Source organism: Enterococcus innesii (assembly GCF_022846515.1).
In the GTDB taxonomy this organism is placed as follows: domain Bacteria; phylum Bacillota; class Bacilli; order Lactobacillales; family Enterococcaceae; genus Enterococcus_D; species Enterococcus_D innesii.
This window is the reverse complement of sequence record NZ_AP025635.1, coordinates 349,002-369,344: the sequence shown is the minus strand read 5'-3', so window position 1 is coordinate 369,344 and position 20,343 is coordinate 349,002. Positions and strand designations below refer to the sequence as shown.

Sequence of the window (20,343 nt, the reverse complement as noted above, 5' to 3'; positions counted from 1 at the left end):
AAATAGAATGTACGTTCGCGAGGTGAAGAAGATGAATACAATTATTCGTATCAATAAAGGAAAAGGACCCTTTTATGAGGTGGCGACATCAGAAGGTGAAACGCTGCGGGTCTCAGAAGATCTTTTGGTCCGTTTTCGGCTATTAAAAGGCAAGGAACTGAGTGAAGAAGAATTAAAAGAAATCAAAAAAAGTGCGGGATTTGATTTAGGATTGCAGCAAGCCATGAACTATATCAGCTATCAGCTGCGTTCTGAAATGGAAGTCCGTACCTATTTGAAAGACAAAGAAATCGAAAAACAAGACCGAGACTTAGTTGTTGAACGTCTAAAAGAGCTGAATTTGATCGATGACAAAAACTATGGAGAGAGCTACATTCGCACCCAAGTCCGTATGAGTGATAAAGGCCCCGTGGTCATCAGCCAGCAATTGAGAAAAAAAGGCTTGAAAGATCCCGTGATTCAAGAAGTACTGCCTTTGTATACCGAGGAAATGCAGTTTGAAGTCGGGTATCATACGGCTGAAAAAGCGATGCGTCGTTTTCACAATAAAAGCCATAAAGAAATGATCCAAAAGATAAAAATGCATTTGATGCAAAAAGGTTTTCATCAAGGAGTCATTCAAATGATTTTGGATGAATTACCGATGGAAAAAGATGAGGACCAAGAAAATGAAGCGCTCCAAAGAGAAGGTGCTCGCCTTATGCGGCGGCATCAACGTTTGCCCTTGATGAAACGAAAAATGAAAATCAAGCAAGGTCTTTATCAAAAAGGGTTTGCCATCGATGATATACAACGATTCTTAGATGAGGAAGTAATGGATGAGTAAGCAATGGGAAACTTGGGATGAAGAAAAAATCAAGACGTTCCAAGAAACATTTTTAACTTGGTATCATAAAGAAAAACGCAATCTGCCTTGGCGGGCGACCAACGATCCGTATGCAATCTGGATCTCAGAGATCATGCTTCAACAAACACGAGTGGAAACAGTGATTGGCTATTTTTACCGTTTTATGGAGCAATTCCCAACGATCCAAGACTTGGCTGAAGCTGAAGAACAAAAGCTGTTAAAGGTTTGGGAAGGTCTAGGTTATTACTCTCGTGCCCGCAATCTGAAGGCGGCTGCCCAGCAAATCGTGGCAGAATTCGACGGGAAAATGCCCAATTCAATTGAGGAGATTCGTTCACTAAAAGGAATTGGTCCCTATACAGCTGGTGCTATCGGCAGTATTGCTTTTGGCTTACCAGAACCGGCGATCGATGGAAATGTGATGCGGGTCGTCAGTCGGTTATTTTGTATCGAAGCAGATATTGCGAAAGCTAGCAGCCGAAGACCATTCGACGAGGCGATGAGAACGATCATTTCCCCCGATGAACCCGGTGAGTTTAATCAAGCCTTGATGGATCTTGGCTCACGAATCTGTACACCCACCACACCGAAATGTGAAGAGTGTCCCATCAGCCAGTACTGTCTTGCTTATGCAGAGAATCGACAAACAGACTTTCCAGTGAAATCGAAAAAAGCCAAGCCCAAGGATGTCTACTACATCGCAGGCGCCATCGAAGATCAAGGCTCGTTTCTACTTGTGCAGCGACCTGAAACAGGCTTATTGGCCTCTATGTGGCATTTCCCGTTGGTAGAAGTAACGAAAGAACAATATGAGGCTTTGCAGCGGACATGGGCAAAAGAGGAGCAGTTGCAGTTAGATTTGATTGCCGAAGATGATGCACTCGAGATTTTTCCTGATCTGCCTGTCGTTTGGCAAAAACGACATTTTGGTGAGATCACGCATATCTTTAGTCATTTGAAATGGCATGTCCTTTTATTTTATGGCAGAAAACGGGGAGAGCTCACGTTACAAGACAGCGAATGGGCTGCCAAAGAGTCCTTTCAAAACTATGTTTTTCCAAAACCTCAGCAGAAATTAGTCGAGCAATTAAAGAAATATCAGAAACTCGATAAAGATTTCTAGGCAAAGCTTTCTTTTATTGCTATAATATTAACGATGTCGGTGTAATGAACACCCAAACAAAACGCAAGTTTTCTTGCTGAGGGAAGGGTTGCTATGCGAGTTCCAAAAGAAGGAGAGTTTGTCAGCATTCAAAGCTACAAACATGACGGCAATTTGCATCGAACGTGGCGGGATACGATGGTCTTAAAGACCAGTGAATTCTCAGTGATAGGGGTCAACGATCATACACTAGTGACCGAATCAGATGGAAGACGCTGGGTTACCCGTGAACCAGCAATTGTATATTTTCATAAAAAATACTGGTTTAATGTTATTGCAATGATTCGAGAGAAGGGGGTTTCCTATTATTGTAATCTTGCTTCACCGTATTTACTTGATGAAGAGGCATTGAAATATATCGATTATGACCTTGATATCAAAGTATTTCCTGATGGCGAGAAACGTTTACTAGATGTGGATGAGTATGAATTGCACAGTAAGATTATGCAATATCCGCAAGACATTGATTTTATCTTGAAAGAAAATGTCAAAATTTTAGTAGATTGGATCAATAATGGCAAAGGACCCTTTTCGCAAGGGTATGTGGACATTTGGTATGATCGCTACAAGCAGTTGTCTCAAAAATAAGTAAAATGGGTCGGATCGCTCATTTTTCCCAAGAAACTTCAACCAAATTGGTTGGAGTTTTTTTGTGTCTCTAAAGGAATGCTTCCATCAGCAGGCTTTAAGTTCCGTTTAAGCTGATAGTCCCATGATAAAGAGACTAAGAAAATAAGTGGGGGAAGCACATGAAGAAAAAAGGGAAGCTTGTTATCGGGACCACCATGATTCTGCTTTTTGCAGCGGGGTTTGCTGTGTTGAGAAATGACCAATCCGCTCGGGAGGAGAGTCAAGAAAGTACTTCTCAAACTGAGCCTAACGCTCAAACAGAAGAGACCGCTCAGACTGTCAGTATGGTCCGAATTTATGTAGATCCCTCAGAATACGATGCAGCGGTTGAAAGTGAGAACGATTATGTATCGATCTATCAGACAACAAGTCAAGAGACAGTCATTGGGAAAATCCATCGAGGAAGTTGGGCAACCTTCATCAGTCAAACAGAAGAGATGGTTGAAATTCAAACAGATGATGGGGTAACAGGTTACATTGAAAAGCAATCAGCATCGATTCAAGAAGTCGCGCTTTCGGCAGTACCAAAAGATTTATCGAACTTCAAAGTCGTCCTTGATGCAGGTCACGGCGGCGAAGATTCTGGGGCACTTTCGACGGATCAAACGATCATGGAAAAAGATTTGACGTTAGCAACAGTCCAAACGATCGGCGAAGCACTGACCAAAGCAGGTATTCAAGTCAGTTCTACACGCACCGAAGATCGTTATCTCTCGCTGTCAGATATTACCGCTGCTTCTCTTTCAGAAGAACCAGATCTATTTATCAGCATTCATTACGATAATTCAGAAATACCAAACAGCAATCAAGGACTGACAACATACTATTACTATACTGGGGCAAAAGAGATGGCAGAAACGATCACTGCCAATTTGAGTTCCTCGGTTGCATTGAGTTCCAACGGTACCCGTTTTGGTAACTATTATGTTTTGCGAGAACAATATATTCCAGCAGTTTTATTGGAGTTAGGCTATTTGAACAGTGACACCGATCTGTCAGTGATCACGAGTGACGGCTATGATCAAAAGGTGGCGCAAGCGTTGCTGGCAGCGATTAAAGAGATCGTGGAAGCAGAGGAATAAAAAAACAGCGACAACAAAACAGAGGAAGGATCTGTTTTATGGTCGCTGTTTGAAGGAATCACTTCTCGTTAAAGGTTTTGCTCATTTTGATATGGGGCATGTCCGCGTCTAAAAAGACATCGCCTTCAGGCTGATAGCCTAACTTCAAGTAAAACTCTTTGGCGGTTAATTGTGCGCCTAAAGTGACCTTTTTGATTCCTTGTTTTTGAATGAAGGCTTCCGCACCTTCGATCAGTTGTCTGCCGTAACCTGAACCACGATGAGCAGCGGGGACTGCCATTCGCTGCAACTTCACTTCATGATCAGAGATAGGTAAGAAACGCAAGTTTGCGACTGCTTCATTATCATCGTCATATAAGACGAAGTGGACTGCCAATGCTTCATTTTCATCTACTTCCAATGCTAATGGAACACCTTGCTCTTTCACGAACACTTGATTTCGTATTTTCAATGACGCCAGATAAATGTCACTTAGCGTATCTTTTGTTTGTGCAATATGCATAAAAAACTCACCTCAGCTAATATTTCTCCGTTATTTTTAATAGTATACCACTTTTTTTACAAATTTCTTTTGTTTGCGGCTAAAGTCGCAAGCTTTTTTTTTCAAAATCATCTATAATGTTATAAAAAAGGGAGGGAATCTTTTGTTCGACAAATTCAAACAATCAAAACTGTTCTTTTGGTCTTTGGAAGCATTGGTTTTAGTGACACTTGTATTTGTGTTAAGTAAAGTCAATTTTCTATTTGCACCGATCGGCACGTTTTTTTCTACTTTATTTGCACCAGTATTGATTGCTGGCTTTCTCTATTATCTGCTAAATCCAATCGTCTTATTTTTGATGAAAACCACCAAAATAAAACGGCTGTTTGCTGTCATACTCGTTCTGTTGTTATTAGTAGCAGCCATCATCTTGATTTTCGTCAGTGTTATTCCTAATTTGGTGAGTCAGATTTCTTCATTGGCAGAAAATATTCCAACATTTGCCAAGAATATGGAGAGCTGGATCTCAAGAATCGCAGATGATCCATTCTTCAAACAAATCGATATCGCCCAGCAATTAGAAAACCTAAATCTTTCTTACGGCTCATTGCTACAGCAGTTTCTTAGTGGATTATCCACCAGTTTAGGATCGATCGTCAGTACGATCGCTTCCGCAACAATGATCATCGTGACCGTACCTTTTATCTTGTTTTACATGCTGAAGGATGGGGAAAAGCTGGTTCCTAATCTGAAAACTGTCTTTCCAGAAAGAAGACGAGAGCAGATCGTTGGCTTGCTGGGCGACCTAAACAAAACATTGTCCAACTACATCAGTGGGCAAGCGATCGAATGTATCTTTGTTGGTACCTTCACCTTCATCGGTTACTGGATGATTGGCGTCAATTATGCCTTTTTATTCGGTGTGATCGCAGGGGTTACGAACTTGATCCCATATTTAGGTCCTTATCTTGGCTTGATTCCGGCGGTATTAGTGACGGTCTTTGATGAACCTTTCCGAGCGCTACTATGCTGTATCGTGGTTCTGATCGTCCAACAATTAGACGGAAATGTTATTTACCCGAATGTGATTGGCAAATCATTGGCGATCCATCCGTTAACGATCATTTTGGTCTTATTAGTTGCTGGTAATCTAGCTGGCTTATTAGGAATTTTCTTAGGTGTGCCATTTTATGCGATTTGCCGAACGATCGTCGTCTTTATTGTTCGCCTAATCAAAGATGACAAAATTAAGAAAAATCAGGAACGGTTGATTGAATAATCAATGACTGGTGTTTTTTATTGCAAAGAAAAAAACTTTGTGATAGGATTTTATCGTGGGCTAAGCCCACGATTTTTTTTAGAAAATGAAAAAATAAGGAGAGAATGCTATTATGAATGCTGACCCCGAGAGTCAGTCGCTTCTAGCGCAAATTTTATTATTGATCGTTTTGACATTGATCAACGCTTTTCTAGCGGCCTCTGAGATCGCAGTCGTCTCAGTCAACAAAAACCGTGTGGAGCAAAAAGCGGAAGAAGGAAATGTCAAATCACAAAAATTATTGAAAATCATTGATAATCCAACAAATTTCTTGTCAACGATCCAAGTTGGGATTACCTTGGTGAATATTTTATCTGGGGCATCTCTGGCAGATACCTTGTCGACCCGTTTGGCACCTTTATTAGGTGGAGGGACGGCGGCTAAAAGCTTAGCGAATATTATCGTTTTAGCGATCTTGACGTATGTGTCGATCGTTTTCGGTGAGTTGTATCCAAAACGGATCGCTATGAACAAATCAGAAGAAGTTGCCCAGTTCACTTCTGGTGTCATTCGAACGATCGGGATTATTGCCAAACCTTTCGTCTGGTTCTTATCAGCTTCGACAAGTTTATTGGCGCGCATCACTCCAATGGAATTTGACGATGAAGACACGAAGATGACCCGTGATGAAATGCGGTATATGTTGGAAACAGAAGGGGTCTTTGAAGAAGATGAATTAGAGATGCTGCAAGGGATCTTTTCATTAGACACGAAAGTCGCCCGGGAAGTCATGGTTCCTAGAACCTCAGCCTTTATGGTGGACATCAATGACTCAGTAGAAGAAATTTTGACTGAAATTTTAGCAGAAAATTATTCTCGTATTCCTGTATATAATGAAGATAAAGATAAAGTCGTAGGGATTCTACATACCAAAAATCTATTGAAGTGTGCGTACAAATACGGCTTTGATACGATGGACATCAAACAAATTCTACAAGAACCATTGTTTGTGCCAGAAACGGTCTTTATCGATGATTTGCTTTATGAATTAAAGAAAACCCAAAACCAAATGGCGATTTTGCTTGATGAATATGGCGGCGTCGTTGGGTTGGTTACACTAGAAGACTTGCTTGAAGAAATCGTCGGCGAGATCGATGATGAATCAGATGAAGTCGAAGAACTTTATGAAAAAATCTCTGATAAAGAATATGTCATTCAAGGCCGCATGTTGATCGATGATTTTAATGAAGCCTTCAACATGAGCTTGCATATGAGTGATGTGGACACGATGGCGGGATATTTGATCACTGCTTTAGGATTGATCCCTGATGAAGGAGAAAAACTTTCCTTTGAAGTGGACAACGTAAAGCTGATCTCTGAAGAAATGGAAGGCTCACGGGTCTTGAAGATTCGGGTGATCTTCCACGACCCTGAAGACGGCGAAGTGGAACCGGAGGAAGAACGCCGCTATTTCCGCAAAGATTTTGAGGAAGACGAGCCGCGCCGTTAAAGCTCCGTATAAATGAAATGAGGAAGACCAAGGCATTTGCTTTGGTCTTTTTTGTCCCTTTTTTACTTATTCCCCTTGATTTGTTTGTAAGAAACGGTTACGATAAATCTAATCAATAATACAGTTTAAAAACAGATAAAAAAACATGTGTATCTTATCATCAAGCAATTTGATTGCATTTTTTCGAAAGAAAAGCGAGAATGTCCATAGAAATCTAATGAGAACGAGGGGCTTATAATGAAATTTTACCGTATGCTTAGTGAAGATATTCGTTACAATTTGGCAACTGAAGAGTACTTGATGGATAACATAGATGTTTCAGAACCTTGTCTTCTGTTATACATACAAAAACCATGTGTTATAATCGGTAGAAATCAAAATGCGTATCAAGAGATCGATTTTGAGTATTTGCGAAGCCGTAATATCGTTTTGACTCGCAGGACATCTGGTGGTGGAGCGGTTTATGACGATCTAGGCAACATGAGTTTTAGTTTTGTCACTAAAAAAGATGCCACAAGTTTTGGCGATTATCAAAGTGCGACGCAACCTATCATGAAGGGGTTAGCGGCAATGGGAGCCAAGGATATTGAAGTACACGGTCGCAATGATTTGTTCATTGATGGGAAAAAGTTTTCTGGCAATGCGATGTATACAAAAAAAGGCCGGACGTATTCTCATGGCACATTGATGTATGATGTGAACCTGGAAGAATTGACGAACGTTCTACACGTTGCCCAAGAAAAAATTGCTTCTAAAGCAACGAAATCCGTGCGGAAAAGTGTGACGAATATCAAACCTTATTTGGCAGAGCAATACCAATCAATGGATACCAAGGAATTTCGAGATACACTCCTTTGCCATATCTACGAAGTAGCCACCATCGATGAAATCAGTGATCAAGAGATCGTCTTGACGGAAACCGATCGACAAGCGATCCAAATGTTGTTTGAAGAGCGGTATGCGAATAATGAGTGGATTTTCAATGAAGCCCCAGCATTTGAATGGCAAAAAAGAAAGCGGTTTGAACAAGTAGGGATCGTTGAAGTCGATTTTACTGTGAACAAAGGCAAGATCGCAGCACTCCAAATTACGGGTGACTTTTTTGGGCAAAAAGAGATCAGTGAACTGGAAGCAATGTTGCAAGGGGTTGATTTTGAACAAAGTACCATCAGCCGCTTGCTAGAGGGAATCGCCATCGAGCAATTTATCCATCAGATGACCACTTCTGAATTTTTAGCATTGCTGTTTGATTAGGAGGAAAAAGATGTTAGAAGCGATCAATCTCACAAAGCGTTACGATCGAAAGGTTCTCGATGGTTTGTCTTTTTCGGTTCAGGCAGGGGAAATCGTTGGGGTCGTAGGCAAAAGCGGCTCAGGAAAATCGACGTTGCTTCGGCTTTTAAACTTGATTGAAACCCCAGACAGCGGGGAATTACTTTTTGATGGCAAAAAAATCGATGCATCGAACAAAAAGCAGCTGCTACATGCGCAACAAGAAATCGGCATGATTTTTCAAAATTACAATCTGTTACACAATCGAACCGTTTTTGAAAACGTCTATTTGCCTTTGAAATTAATGGGGAAATCATCGGAGAAGGTGTTGGAGATGCTTTCGTTTGTTGGGATGGAAGACAAAGCCCACATCTACCCAGCCAAGTTGAGCGGTGGGGAGAAACAACGAGTGGCTATTGCACGAGCATTGATCCGTGAGCCGAAAATTTTATTGTGTGACGAACCCACCAGTGCGCTGGATGAAGATACCAAAGCGGATGTACTTGCTTTGCTGCAAAAAGTTCAACAGACGTTCCAGCCAGCAGTCGTTTTTGTCAGTCATGAGCTATCGGCCGTCCGACAAATTTGTCAACGTGTGTTTGTATTGGAAGATGCCGTCTTTGCGGCGGAATTTGCCAATCAGCCCCAGCCAATTGTCCGCATTGAAAGCTCTTATGTGAACAAAGTGGAGAGGAGTTTGCTGCATGACGATCAGTGAGAGTATTTTGTATTATCTGCCTGAATTGCTGGAATCTTTGAAAGAAACAGCGATCATGATGGGCATTTCGATGCTTGCAGCCGTTGCCTTAGGCCTGCCGTTAGGTGTCTGGCTTTTTCTCAGTCGCAGTCGTGGGAAAAAAATCTCATTTCTTTATGAGTGTCTGAATTTAATCGTGACGATCATTCGCTCGTTTCCATTTCTATTATTTGTCGTAGCCTTGATCCCGTTGACGCGGATGCTTTTAGGTAGCTCATTTGGACCGATCCCCGCCAGTTTTCCTTTGAGCATCGTTGCTATGAGTATTTTTGCTCGCTTGACGGAGCAAGTACTGCTGGATGTCCCAGAAGAAGTTTCTTATTTGGCAAAATCCTTGGGCGTCAGTCAATGGCAGTATGTTTGGTCATTTTTACTAGTAGAAGCCAGAAGTGGCTTGATTTTATCCTTGACGACGACAGCAGTCAGCATGGTTTCTTATTCGACGGTGATGGGGATCGTTGGCGGCGGCGGGATCGGCGATTTTGCGATCCGCTATGGCTATCAACGCTATGAATATGGCGTCATGTATTTTGCAATTATCATCATGATTCTTTTGGTCTTTATCCTGCAAGGGATTGGCAATCAAGCAGCAAGAAAACTTGATAAACGAAAATAGGAGGAATGAAAGTGAAAAAAGGATTTGTTTTAGGATTGAGTGTATTGGCATTAGGTGTATTGGGGGCTTGCGGTTCCAGCTCTGATGAGGCGAGCGAAGAGAAAATCATCAAAGTCGCTTCACAAACGACACCAATGACCGATGTCGTAAAAGTTGCTGCTGAAGCGGTCGAAGATGGTTGGGAGATCCAATTGGTTCAAGTCAATGACAATATCCAGTACAACGAGTTGCTGAATAATGACGAGGTCGATGCCAACTTTGCGCAACATGAACCATATATGCAAATGTATAATGAAGAAAAAGATGCGAACCTAGTGGCATTAGATAAAATCTACAACGCAAAAGTTGGCTTTTATTCCAAAGAGTATACGGATATCAATGATATTCCAGAGGGAACGAAAGTCGCATTGCCGAATGATGTGTCCAATGAAGGTCGAGCGTTAGCGATTTTAGCAGAAGAAGGGTTGATCACTCTCAAAGATGGCGTTGGTGTCAATGGAACACTTAAAGACGTTACAGAAAATCCGAAAAACTTTGAATGGTTATCTGTCGATCTACTGAATCTTGCGGAAGCCTATGATGAGCCAAATGTATCTTTGGTATACAATTACCCAACCTATATTGCGAAAATCGGTTTGAAACCAGCAGATGCCCTTTTCTTAGAAAAGACCATCGATGATCGCTTTGCTATCTCATTGGTTGCTCGAGAAGACAATCAAGATTCTGAAAAAATCGCTGTATTGCGCCGTGCCATGACTAGCGATAAAGTTCGTGAGTTTTTAGAAAACGAGCATAGTGATACGTTATTGCCAGCATTTTAATTTGTTTCTATCAAATGGAAAGAACGCCCTTTGCCTAACTCTGTAAAAGAGACCAGTCAAAGGGATTTCTTGTCTTTTTTTGCTTTTTTATCACCCTTATCCATGATATACTGATTTGGTCAGAAAACTAGCGACAGTCTAAAATGGTCACTGTTCGCATTGTAAATACAAGAAATGGAGCAATAGAATCAATGGATAATCCAAAATTAAAACAACAAGTTGATAGTCGCCGTACCTTTGCGATTATTTCCCACCCGGATGCGGGGAAAACAACCATTACAGAACAATTATTACTATTCGGTGGTGCGATTCGCCAAGCCGGTACGGTCAAAGGAAAAAAGACTGGCAATTTCGCAAAGTCCGACTGGATGGAAATTGAAAAACAACGGGGGATCTCCGTTACCAGTTCCGTTATGCAGTTTGATTACCAAGGCAAACGGGTCAATATTTTAGATACTCCTGGGCATGAGGACTTTTCTGAAGATACCTACCGTACCTTGATGGCGGTGGACAGTGCGGTTATGGTGATCGATAGCGCAAAAGGGATCGAAGCGCAAACGAAAAAACTTTTCCAAGTGGTTAAAAAACGCGGCATTCCAATTTTTACCTTCATCAATAAACTCGACCGTGATGGCCGTGAACCATTAGAATTACTAGAAGAGCTAGAAGATCTTTTAGAGATCGAATCATTTCCAATGAATTGGCCGATCGGCATGGGGAAAGGCTTAGAAGGGCTGTATGATATCCATAACCAACGGGTCGAATTTTACCGTCCAGACAATCACGGTGGGGAACGTTTAGTTGCCCTAGATGAAAATGGACAATTTCCTGCAGACCATCCATTTGCCGAAGATGGGCTGTTCCAACAAGTTTTAGAAGAAGTGGAATTGCTGCAAGAAGCTGGCGATGCCTTTGACACAGAAAAAATCGCTCGTGGCGATCAAACACCCGTGTTCTTTGGTTCTGCCCTTACGAATTTCGGTGTACAGACCTTTTTGGAAACCTTCTTGTCCTTTGCACCAGCACCTTATGGTCACAAAACTTTGGCCGGTGATGAAGTCAGTCCTTATGAACCAGAAATGTCCGGGTTTGTGTTCAAGATCCAAGCAAATATGAATCCTGCCCATCGTGATCGGATCGCCTTTGTCCGTATTTGTTCAGGAACCTTTGAACGAGGCATGGACGTGACACTAGAGCGTACCGGTAAAAAAATGAAACTCAGCAATGTGACACAATTTATGGCAGATACCCGAGAAAATATTGAAGAAGCAGTCGCTGGAGATATCATCGGGGTTTATGATACGGGAAATTATCAAATCGGTGATACGATTTATGAAGGAAAACTCAAAGTTGCTTACGAAGAGCTACCATCGTTTACTCCGGAACTCTTTATGAAAGTCACTGCAAAAAATGTGATGAAGCAAAAATCATTCCACAAAGGAATCTATCAGTTGGTCCAAGAAGGAGCCATCCAGTTGTACAAGACGTATCTTAGTGATGAGTATATCATTGGTGCTGTCGGGCAGCTGCAATTTGAAGTTTTCCAATACCGCATGATGAATGAGTACAATGCAGAAGTCATTATGACCCCAATGGGCCACAAGATCGCTCGCTGGATCGATCCGAAAGACTTAGATGAGCGTATGAGCTCAAGCCGTAATATTTTAGCGAAAGATCGTTTCGATCAACCATTGTTCTTATTTGAAAATCAATTTGCAATGCGTTGGTTCGCTGACAAGTACCCAGATGTCGAATTGAAGAGCTTGATGTAATAGCTGTTTCCCGCTAGACTGTTTAGGTATACTCAGCTTTGTGGGTAGCGTGAATCTTTTTTAGGTGAACGATCGTAAAAGGTCCTTTCTTATCAAAATGGATAAGAAGGGGCTTTTTTGTGCTGCAGGGTGCTTTTGATGCAGAATGAAATGTGGGATTAGTCGTGAATGATTCATTGATTGAAGAATTTTCTGAAAAAATTATCCTAATTCATAAACATTCTTTTAAAAGAAGATAAAATTGAGTCGGGAAAAGAGCGTAGTATTAAAGATGACAGCAAGGAATTGCATTTGAAATGAATAGAAAAATAGCCTAGGCAACATTTAATGATTCAGGAAATTTTCTTCTTGTTTGAAAGTAGAGGAAAAGCAGAGAAGAGATTGCCAGTGTTTGAGGGCATTTAATTCATTGATTGAGGGACATCTTCTTTTTGTCAGATGCTACTAGTTATCTATAGATCGATTTTGCTAAAGCGAATAATTATTTGTTAAATACAAGTGATTTCTGAAAGAAGAAAGGGGACCAGGTAGTGCTAAAAAGTTTGTTATTCATTTTTTCGGTGATGATTTTATTTCCAACACTAGAGGCTACGGCTGATGACGTTTCCGAAACTTTGATTTTTGATTTAAACACGATTGACTTTAAGGATGAACACTATTATTTGTTAAGAACCACACAAGATCTTCAGCTGACTGTCGATAGCAACGGCAGTGAAGGTGCTTTTGGCGTTACAATCACTGCTGTTGGGGAAGCATTTTCAGCAGAACTAAACAGCGTGAACGGTTCGGAAGAGATGATCATTCACATTGAGGATGCTGATGAAGCATCAATGATTCTTAACGTAGCTGCAACATTGAACATAAAGGAATATCTTGATTCCAACTCTGAGTACTACTTATCAGTCACTTTTACAGCAATTGATGATTCAGAGACCTTTACGAAAGAGATAAAAATGAATCAGACGGATGAGGAAAAAGAAGAGATACCGGATGAAAACTTGACAGATGAAGACCAAGACGATGAAAAGCAAGAAGACGATGGCATCGAAGATGAATCCGAGAGCCAAAAGGAAGAAGCAGAATCTAATTACGACGAGCAAGCAAACTTGGAAGAAGACTCCCTTGATAATGATTCTACCAAACTAGAAGATTCGATCAGTGATGTCGAGGATGAGGCTAGTGCTGAGGTTTTTTTAGGGAAGAAAAGCCAGTACGAGAAAGCAACTTTTTTTTCAAAAGAAATGATCATTGAAGAAAAAATGTTTAGGCATATATCAGGAAAAACCGCTTATTTGATATGAGCGGTTTTTCTTGTCCCACTTCGGCGAGGAGATACGCAACATTACTTCAAAAAGGAAGCTATCAATAATTGATGAGCAGTGGAGTAAGCAGAAACAGCACAAAAGAGAGGAACTAGCCCTCTCTTTTTCTTTTTGATTTCACTATATATATGACTGCCACTGTAAGTGCTGCTAAGAGAATTAGGATGATCCAGATAAACAATTGATTGTCTGACTGAATAGTGACAGTATTTGTTGGAATGCTTTCTTTTTTGAAGTCATCCAGGTCTTCTTTTTCATAAGAAAAAAGAGTGGTGATTGCTTTTCTAGTTGTTTCTATTGTCAAACGGTATTCGCCTTCAATAAGTTCACTATTGTCTATTAAAGGAATCTGCATTCTTGATTTGGTTAACGGCGTTAAAAGAACGGAATCTGCTAACTCCCCAGAGGCAATTGTTTCTCCATCTGGGTTTATTAGTTCGTAGAGTGCATTGTTCAAGTTGCCTAAAATAGGATTATAGTTGAGGGCGTAAAATTGTAGGTTTACCGTATCTTGAAGCGCAACAAAGGAGAAATCTTCATAAACGACGTCTTTGAGCTCTTCCACTTCATTAAAAAGTAAGTTGATAAAAATAAGTGATTCATACACAGATTTGATACCGATTGAATCTTCTGCTGTTTCAAGACCCATGATCTGACTAAAATTGATTGCCCCCATCACGGTTCCTTCACGTGCAGGCTCCTCTGGAAGAGTAATTGTAACGGTCACCAGAACGGATTCATTCGGGGGGATCTCAATTTGATTATCGTCATCTAATGCCTCTGACTCGATCGATGCATAATTGGAAAAGTTATACTTGTCATCTAGCAGTAAGTTTAGGTCATCGCTATAGATAATAGCTGATTCTCGTGAGAGAGCAATAGAGGTGTAAGGTGTGACAACAATGGATGAATCACCGGATCCAATATTTTCTAGTGTAATTTCAACAATATACGCCGTCTCCATCTCAGGAGAAATACTCAAGGTATTATCAGAAGTTTTGTACTCCGTTTCACTAAGTGTAAGTTTTAATGAATTCGCAGTTTCATCGGCATTTACGCGACAGATGCTTGCATTGCTAATGAATGCTATAAAGAGAAGCAACACAGAAATCCTTAGAAAAGAATTTCTGTGTTTGAATGTATGATTCATGATTTTTTTCCTTTTGAAAATTATAGTGATGGAGTTTGACCAGGATCGGTACCATCTTGTGCAGTTACAGTGATCACAGGAGCGTCTGCATCTTCTGCTAATGCAGCAAAAGCTTGTGCAAATGTTTGATCGATTGTAAAAGTTATATCTGTTCCTAGGGATTCAATATCAACAGGGTCAGCAGTCAAAGTGTTAAGATTAGTGGCGTCGACAACGATTCCATCAAAGTCATCAGGCGCGTTAACAGCAAAATTAACGATTGCTGTAGAAGCAGTTAAATTGGTCAAAGTACCACCTACATTTGAAATAGTCCCTTCAACAGGTCCTTCAAATATACTTTCACTAATAACTGGTGCTGTCAAAGAGATATCATTAAACACGAAAGATGCATCTCCATATTCGAGTTCAATCGGAATCGTTATCGGGTCAGGGACATCTGTCACAGCAAACGCGTTGACTCCTCCGGCTAACAACAAAGATGCAATGAATGTACTGCCTAGAACAATTTTTTTCATATTCAAAACCTCACTTTAATTATTGCAGTTGTTGCACTGCTTAAATGAATTATAATATGCAATTTAGGGTAGCGATTATCCGATTTAGTGCTATTTTTTTTGAAAATATATAAAATATATACGCTGGAATATTTTATTGTGGTTAAAATTTATTATTGCGATTATCATTCGTTCATTTGAAGCTGGCAGCAACGATCTGCAAACTACTGCGTCGGTTTTTGTTTATAAAATGAAAACGATAGAGACTTGATAAATAAGTCTCTGTCGTTTTATAGAAAAGATTCGGATGGTTCGATTGTGTACAAAAATTGGCTATCTTTTTTGCTTATAGTGATACACAAGAAAAGTTTTCACTTTCCCCTGAAAGTCTGGCTGTAACAGTAATTATTGGTGGCTCTGTTAAGAAAGCAGTCTCACGGCTAACGGAATAAGTGGAGTTGATCGTGTTTTCTCCACGAGAAATAGCCTCGGCTTTGATCGTCACTGTAGGGTTATCAGTGATTTGGATGCCACTTTGTTCAGGGGCTTTGACTTCAACGATTACCTCAATGGGTGAGCGAGTGTAATTAAATAGTGCGCCGCCCACATTTGAAATTCCTCCTCGCGCAGAAAGGGGGCTGTTTTCGAAAAAGGCATCTCCGATAGTAAACCTTCCCCCATTCGTTAAACGCATTTCGTTGTGAAAAGCGAAAGCAGAATTTCCATCTAAGATGGTAACTTTGAGGGGTTCGCTATTAGGATTGCTGACGCTTAAGGCGGTCGTATTGACTCCACCCGTTAGTAAGATTGCGGCTCCGAGAGTGATACTTAAGAAAGTTTTTTTCATTTTTAAACCTCGTTCTAGATTTTCAGATGTTTTTCTGAATATAAAAAGTATAAAGGGAAATTATCGTGAATATTATCTATATTTTTGCAAATTATCAATAAATAGTGTAGAAAATTGATTAAAATTAGGGTTGTTTGTTTTTGCTGGGGATTTTTGAAGGAGGGATAGGTTGTTTTTCCTATGGAAGTCCCTGTATAACTAAAACGAAGGAGTAAAGCAAAAATAGCCTATTAAACGAACAACAAATGAAACCATTGCTTCAAACTGGTGGCATCCAGGGCATCTCTCCATTTTATGATGCATGATCTATTGGTAAAAAAGCACTTTTCCGATGCTATTCGGAGTAATTGCTGTGATTTGTCGGCATTGGCGCTTCTCTAGGAAGATCATAGGCCATTTTCTTTATCTAAGTCGATTTCGTTCATAAGCAAAGTAGTATGCCCAGCGTAAAAGTCAGCCACTAATTTGTGGAGGTTTTTCAGGTAGGCTAGAAGAAGTGCAGAAGTCAACAAATGACTTGACTTCAACCCTTTGATTTAGTCTCTTAAAAATCCAAGATTCACTGAAATACAGAACAAGTTTTCTGAGGGCTTTATTTAAGTTATCGCTTTTATTCTCTACAATTGTCCTTAAGATTGCTTTTTCCTGCATTATCAGGAATCATTTTAAGTAATACAAAAATTGACATAGAATAAAGATATTGGTGAATATTGTCAAAATTATTGGAATAAATTATAGAATATGCGTTTTTATCTGTTAATCGTAGGGATTTCTTGGTAGAATGACCTCGTAGAGCATTTCACTTTCTCTGTTGTTTTCTTGTGTCAGGTTAAGGTTTTATTTGAGAAAGATCGGCTTTTTTATTTCATATCAATCTGGGGCTGAGAAATCATTTATGATTGAACAGTCCCAAAAAGTATAGGTAAAATTATGTTTGTTGTGATGACGGGTGAAGGAGTGCTAGCGATATGAAATTCTTACAAAGAAAAGAGGGATTTCAGCGGAATCATTTTTAGGAATGACCAGCAGGGTCTGGTGAAGAAAGCTAACAGAGTTAGGGTTTCTGGATATAATCGAAAGGTCAATAGTACCCCATTGTTTGAAAGTGCAATTCATGAGAACTGTCAATTCAAAAACCGGATGCCTCCTGTTTTATCAGGATGGATCGTGAAGGGAATTAGCAACTCTTGGGACAGCCTTTGACTTTCAGGACAGAGCTTCGTTTAAAAAATTCAACACTCATTTTTTTCTGTAAGTGGCAAATTCTTCTTATTATAATAAATGATTATTTTTTTTTTAGTTTTTTTCATCAAAAGACGATAAAATTAAAAAAGAAGATGCTATATGCTTATTAAAGAGGATTAAAGTTCTTTTTAGGAGTGTGAAAATATGCTGCAGTCTAAAGAAAAAAATATTGAACAGCAAAAGGCTTTGATGATAAGCGTTCGTTTTTTCAGTAATAAAGTAAATTCGATTTTAGAGCGAAATCTTATTGTTGATCAAAAAGCAGATATCGCTGAAACGCTAGCGTATTTGGAAGATTCTTTAGGGGAGATCAACATCCTTACCCACACGATCCAGCATGTGTTTTGTATCGCGGAACATGCACGCTTAGATCAAGCCGGTTGTCACCATCGACTAGAGCATTTTTGGGGAGATGTTATTTGTTATGTGATCGAATGTGTAGACAAATCGGGCAACTATTATGACTTTAAGGTAGTAGGAAATGTTGATGCGGGGGATAAAGAGTTGATTGACGCATTTAATGAATTGACGGATGACTTGGTCATTTTGAATATCTATGAATACAAAGATTGCTGGATAAAACGAGAACGCAGTACTCTAAAAGGAACTTGATCCTTCTTTCTAGAAGTTCATCTTTTCTATCGGAAATTATGTTTGAATATTCTGACATTTTACCACGCTTTTTTACGCCTTAGTAAAAGGGAGTTGCTTTAGATTGTCTTCGGCAAGTGGATAGAACGACAAAGTTAGCAGTCAATTTCTTGAGACATTAATAGCAAGCTTTCTCAGCCCCCTAGGAGAGCCATTGGCCAATCGAATAGGCGAGAGGCTACAAATCCACTATTCCTGTAGAAGCCAGCTTGCTTTTTTTTTACAATGGACGAAAGAACTTTGATTCCATGAACAGAGTGAACCATCATTGTGACTGCTGATTTTCCCTTTCTTATGACTAACACTCCTAGCCAGTAGAAAGGATCTTAGTGAGCAAGCTTAGTTTTTCTATAAATGATGCGCTGCTGGATCAAGCGTTTTTTTTGTGAATCAGTTAGTAGCAGAAAGTGTAGAAAGGCTTTTTTTTCTTCACATATTTGCGGAGTTTGAAGAACAAGCTTCGTATGTAGATTCATTTTTGATACCAAAAGCAGATCGATCAAGTCAGAGCTACAATATCAAAATGGGTATCATAACAGTGAATACTACGCTCAGTCAGAATACTTTTCAGATTAAGAGAAAAATCTTAAAATGAGTTAAAGTTGAAGAAATAATTAAAAATGACCGTTTTGTGAATGATTTGGCAGTTACTTAAAGTTTTTTTATTATAATTGGAAGCTGGGATATTTTTTTATTAAGGCGGTTAAAAAATTGGATTATATAGAAAAATTGTATAGGTTTTACTTAACCAAGAAACAAGTTGATAAACTAACAATTGTAAGAAATCTCGTTGTTGAAAAACAACTTTCTTTAGATGCGATTGGAGAATCCCTCAGTAAGTCACTTTATCAGGTGAAAATCCTCTTAACTGAGATCGATGATGATCTAGCCGGTATTTCAACGCTGGAGGACTCCTTTTTTTTTCTTGAAAAAAGAACACTTCATCTGTCTGATGATTTAAATCAAGAACAAAGTCTGTATATTTTTGTAAACCTCAAAAAAAAGTATTTTTTGGAATCTCCCTATTACAAACTCCTTATCTATTTATTAAGAAAACGAAAAACACGAATGGTGGATATTTCAGAAGAGCTGATTTTTAGTGTTTCCTATTGTTATAAACTGCTTAGTTATTTAAAAAAAATGTTCGCGGTCCAAAATGTACCGATAAAAATCAGTAATAGCAGTGATTCGATTCAATTAACAGGGGAAGAATCATGTATTCGCATGTATCATTATCTCGTCGAAGTCATGGCCTGTAATGTTTATACAGAACATCCCATCCGTTCTAGTATGGAGTGGATCGCCAAAGATTATGAGACGTTGCGTACGACAAAGGTCAAGCATGCGATCGTTTTTTCTATTATTGAAAATGCCATTCTCCGAGGGAATATTGTTCCTGGAGTTGATGCGTCAACATTAGCGCTTTATCATTGCTTAAAGAAAGAAAATGATCAACAGCTGGCAAATCTTTTTCCTATTCGCAATCAATCTGATGTGGAAAAAGAACTTGTCTACTATTATTTTTGGCGGGTGCTTTTCATCCCAGAAACAGTGAGAGAGTCTGAAAAAAAGGTGATCGGGGAAAAATTCCTCATGCTTGAAAACAATGATTATGTGGATTTTGCTTCTCAGATTCTTGAACAACTTTCAAAGAAATATGCTCTAACAAAGCAGGCTTCATCAGTTTTTATCTATGAAGTAGTGATCAATACTTGGGGCTATATCCATCTGTATCTAGATAATTTTTTGTCAATCGGGGAGATTGATTATACAAATGATCGACTGGTTGAAGTGGAGGTTATCATAGATCGGGTCCTTAATAATCATCGGGGATGGATCGAGAGAGAGCCGCTTTTTATTCGTAAGCTTTCCCAAATCGTTACTTCCTACCTACCTATCCAAAAAGAAGATCAAATAAATATTGGTATCTCTCTTTTGAATCATCCGGAATATATCCCTGTTATCAAAAATACGCTATTGAAAATCTATAATGAGAAAGTTATCAAGTTTAATGCCAATCTAGCTGACTCTGATATTTTGGTTTCAGATGGTGTGCTGATCCATAATGCGTCACAAAAATTTGCATTTTTTGGCAATGTTCATAATACAAGAGATTGGGATAATTTGAATGCCATGATCCAATCAGCGATCTTGGCGAAATATACATAAAGCAGAGCGCATGTGGCGCTCTCTTTTTTTGAGTCGTTTCAAAATTTGTTTTGGGTTGCTGGCAGATGAGTGCTAAAAAACGAAATGGAAATTAGCCTCAGGTGCTTTTCTCGTTTGAGAAAGAACCGCTTACTTTGAGTTGCTTGAGACCGCATTAAAAAAAATTGCTAAATAATGTGCAAATTTTTGACAAAAAAAGATAAATAAAATAGTCGGAATTGCGGTATTTTAACTATAGTAATTTTATTTGTAATAAA

The 20,343-nt window shown here is 39.5% G+C and carries 18 protein-coding genes; 14 read left to right on the top strand and 4 right to left on the bottom strand.

Features of this window, described 5'->3' with window-relative positions:
• The first annotated feature begins 31 nt into the window (after positions 1-31).
• The 4 genes from recX to ENLAB_RS01770 all read left to right on the top strand — a co-directional run bounded on the left by recX (position 32) and on the right by ENLAB_RS01770 (position 3,721).
• Entirely contained in the window at positions 32-826 is a 795-nt protein-coding gene (recX, locus tag ENLAB_RS01785; RefSeq protein WP_008378247.1) for a recombination regulator RecX, read from the top strand.
• Positions 819-1,970, top strand: a complete 1,152-nt coding sequence (mutY, locus tag ENLAB_RS01780) for an A/G-specific adenine glycosylase (RefSeq protein ID WP_244352348.1) — start codon at positions 819-821, stop codon at positions 1,968-1,970. Before recX ends, mutY begins: the two co-directional genes overlap by 8 nt.
• A 93-nt stretch (positions 1,971-2,063) precedes the next feature.
• Complete coding sequence (ntdP, locus tag ENLAB_RS01775; RefSeq protein WP_005225863.1) at positions 2,064-2,597, top strand: nucleoside tri-diphosphate phosphatase; 534 nt, start codon at positions 2,064-2,066, stop codon at positions 2,595-2,597.
• Positions 2,598-2,758: 161 nt separating this feature from the next.
• Complete coding sequence (locus ENLAB_RS01770) at positions 2,759-3,721, top strand: N-acetylmuramoyl-L-alanine amidase (protein ID WP_244352346.1); 963 nt, start codon at positions 2,759-2,761, stop codon at positions 3,719-3,721.
• Positions 3,722-3,779: 58 nt separating this feature from the next.
• Here ENLAB_RS01770 and ENLAB_RS01765 read toward each other — a convergent pair whose 3' ends face one another.
• A complete protein-coding gene (locus ENLAB_RS01765) occupies positions 3,780-4,223 on the bottom strand; it encodes a GNAT family N-acetyltransferase (RefSeq protein WP_244352344.1) in 444 nt (147 codons plus the stop codon).
• Positions 4,224-4,365: 142 nt separating this feature from the next.
• Here ENLAB_RS01765 and ENLAB_RS01760 point away from each other — a divergent pair, with 142 nt between their 5' ends.
• The 8 genes from ENLAB_RS01760 (at position 4,366) to ENLAB_RS01725 (ending at position 13,509) form a co-directional block, all read left to right on the top strand.
• On the top strand, positions 4,366-5,481 hold the full coding sequence (locus ENLAB_RS01760; RefSeq protein ID WP_077454400.1) for an AI-2E family transporter: 1,116 nt from the start codon (positions 4,366-4,368) through the stop codon (positions 5,479-5,481).
• 112 nt (positions 5,482-5,593) lie between these two features.
• A complete protein-coding gene (locus ENLAB_RS01755) occupies positions 5,594-6,970 on the top strand; it encodes a hemolysin family protein (protein WP_077454399.1) in 1,377 nt (458 codons plus the stop codon).
• Positions 6,971-7,207: 237 nt separating this feature from the next.
• Positions 7,208-8,224: a lipoate--protein ligase gene (gene lplA, locus ENLAB_RS01750; RefSeq protein ID WP_244352341.1), complete on the top strand. Its 1,017-nt coding sequence runs from the start codon at positions 7,208-7,210 to the stop codon at positions 8,222-8,224.
• A gap of 10 nt (positions 8,225-8,234) precedes the next feature.
• A complete protein-coding gene (locus ENLAB_RS01745) occupies positions 8,235-8,960 on the top strand; it encodes a methionine ABC transporter ATP-binding protein (RefSeq protein WP_077454397.1) in 726 nt (241 codons plus the stop codon).
• Positions 8,947-9,615: a metal ABC transporter permease EmtB gene (gene emtB, locus ENLAB_RS01740; RefSeq protein WP_081118122.1), complete on the top strand. Its 669-nt coding sequence runs from the start codon at positions 8,947-8,949 to the stop codon at positions 9,613-9,615. The genes ENLAB_RS01745 and emtB overlap by 14 nt, the downstream gene beginning before the upstream one ends.
• 5 nt (positions 9,616-9,620) lie before the next feature.
• Positions 9,621-10,436, top strand: a complete 816-nt coding sequence (locus ENLAB_RS01735; protein ID WP_096742818.1) for a MetQ/NlpA family ABC transporter substrate-binding protein — start codon at positions 9,621-9,623, stop codon at positions 10,434-10,436.
• 191 nt (positions 10,437-10,627) lie between these two features.
• A complete protein-coding gene (locus ENLAB_RS01730) occupies positions 10,628-12,208 on the top strand; it encodes a peptide chain release factor 3 (RefSeq protein ID WP_005225872.1) in 1,581 nt (526 codons plus the stop codon).
• Positions 12,209-12,738: 530 nt separating this feature from the next.
• Positions 12,739-13,509, top strand: coding sequence for a hypothetical protein (locus tag ENLAB_RS01725; RefSeq protein ID WP_244352339.1), 771 nt, complete (start codon positions 12,739-12,741; stop codon positions 13,507-13,509).
• Between the two features lie 112 nt (positions 13,510-13,621).
• Here the strand turns inward: ENLAB_RS01725 and ENLAB_RS01720 are convergent, their stop codons facing one another.
• From ENLAB_RS01720 to ENLAB_RS01710, 3 genes are all read right to left on the bottom strand, one after another.
• On the bottom strand, positions 13,622-14,680 hold the full coding sequence (locus tag ENLAB_RS01720; RefSeq protein ID WP_244352337.1) for a hypothetical protein: 1,059 nt from the start codon (positions 14,678-14,680) through the stop codon (positions 13,622-13,624).
• A gap of 20 nt (positions 14,681-14,700) precedes the next feature.
• A complete protein-coding gene (locus ENLAB_RS01715) occupies positions 14,701-15,195 on the bottom strand; it encodes a hypothetical protein (RefSeq protein ID WP_244352335.1) in 495 nt (164 codons plus the stop codon).
• A gap of 325 nt (positions 15,196-15,520) precedes the next feature.
• A complete protein-coding gene (locus ENLAB_RS01710) occupies positions 15,521-16,021 on the bottom strand; it encodes a hypothetical protein (RefSeq protein WP_244352333.1) in 501 nt (166 codons plus the stop codon).
• Positions 16,022-17,410: 1,389 nt separating this feature from the next.
• Between ENLAB_RS01710 and ENLAB_RS01705 the strand changes: the two genes are divergently transcribed.
• Complete coding sequence (locus tag ENLAB_RS01705) at positions 17,411-17,878, top strand: hypothetical protein (RefSeq protein WP_077454389.1); 468 nt, start codon at positions 17,411-17,413, stop codon at positions 17,876-17,878.
• Between the two features lie 891 nt (positions 17,879-18,769).
• Positions 18,770-20,086 carry a helix-turn-helix domain-containing protein gene (locus tag ENLAB_RS01700; protein ID WP_244353405.1) on the top strand — a complete coding sequence of 439 codons (1,317 nt, stop codon included), beginning with the start codon at positions 18,770-18,772 and terminating at the stop codon, positions 20,084-20,086.
• Positions 20,087-20,343 lie beyond the last annotated feature (257 nt).

What these genes read in the sequence shown, in the direction of transcription:
- lplA (WP_244352341.1), top strand. Translation starts at nt 7,208, where the DNA reads ATGAAATTTTACCGTATGCTTAGTGAAGATATTCGTTACAATTTGGCA.
- recX (WP_008378247.1), top strand. Translation starts at nt 32, where the DNA reads ATGAATACAATTATTCGTATCAATAAAGGAAAAGGACCCTTTTATGAG.
- ENLAB_RS01735 (WP_096742818.1), top strand. Translation starts at nt 9,621, where the DNA reads ATGAAAGTGAAAAAAGGATTTGTTTTAGGATTGAGTGTATTGGCATTA.
- ENLAB_RS01705 (WP_077454389.1), top strand. Translation starts at nt 17,411, where the DNA reads ATGCTGCAGTCTAAAGAAAAAAATATTGAACAGCAAAAGGCTTTGATG.
- ENLAB_RS01720 (WP_244352337.1), bottom strand. Translation starts at nt 14,680, where the DNA reads ATGAATCATACATTCAAACACAGAAATTCTTTTCTAAGGATTTCTGTG.
- ENLAB_RS01755 (WP_077454399.1), top strand. Translation starts at nt 5,594, where the DNA reads ATGAATGCTGACCCCGAGAGTCAGTCGCTTCTAGCGCAAATTTTATTA.
- ENLAB_RS01730 (WP_005225872.1), top strand. Translation starts at nt 10,628, where the DNA reads ATGGATAATCCAAAATTAAAACAACAAGTTGATAGTCGCCGTACCTTT.
- ENLAB_RS01715 (WP_244352335.1), bottom strand. Translation starts at nt 15,195, where the DNA reads ATGAAAAAAATTGTTCTAGGCAGTACATTCATTGCATCTTTGTTGTTA.
- emtB (WP_081118122.1), top strand. Translation starts at nt 8,947, where the DNA reads ATGACGATCAGTGAGAGTATTTTGTATTATCTGCCTGAATTGCTGGAA.
- ENLAB_RS01765 (WP_244352344.1), bottom strand. Translation starts at nt 4,223, where the DNA reads ATGCATATTGCACAAACAAAAGATACGCTAAGTGACATTTATCTGGCG.
- ntdP (WP_005225863.1), top strand. Translation starts at nt 2,064, where the DNA reads ATGCGAGTTCCAAAAGAAGGAGAGTTTGTCAGCATTCAAAGCTACAAA.
- ENLAB_RS01745 (WP_077454397.1), top strand. Translation starts at nt 8,235, where the DNA reads ATGTTAGAAGCGATCAATCTCACAAAGCGTTACGATCGAAAGGTTCTC.
- ENLAB_RS01770 (WP_244352346.1), top strand. Translation starts at nt 2,759, where the DNA reads ATGAAGAAAAAAGGGAAGCTTGTTATCGGGACCACCATGATTCTGCTT.
- mutY (WP_244352348.1), top strand. Translation starts at nt 819, where the DNA reads ATGAGTAAGCAATGGGAAACTTGGGATGAAGAAAAAATCAAGACGTTC.
- ENLAB_RS01710 (WP_244352333.1), bottom strand. Translation starts at nt 16,021, where the DNA reads ATGAAAAAAACTTTCTTAAGTATCACTCTCGGAGCCGCAATCTTACTA.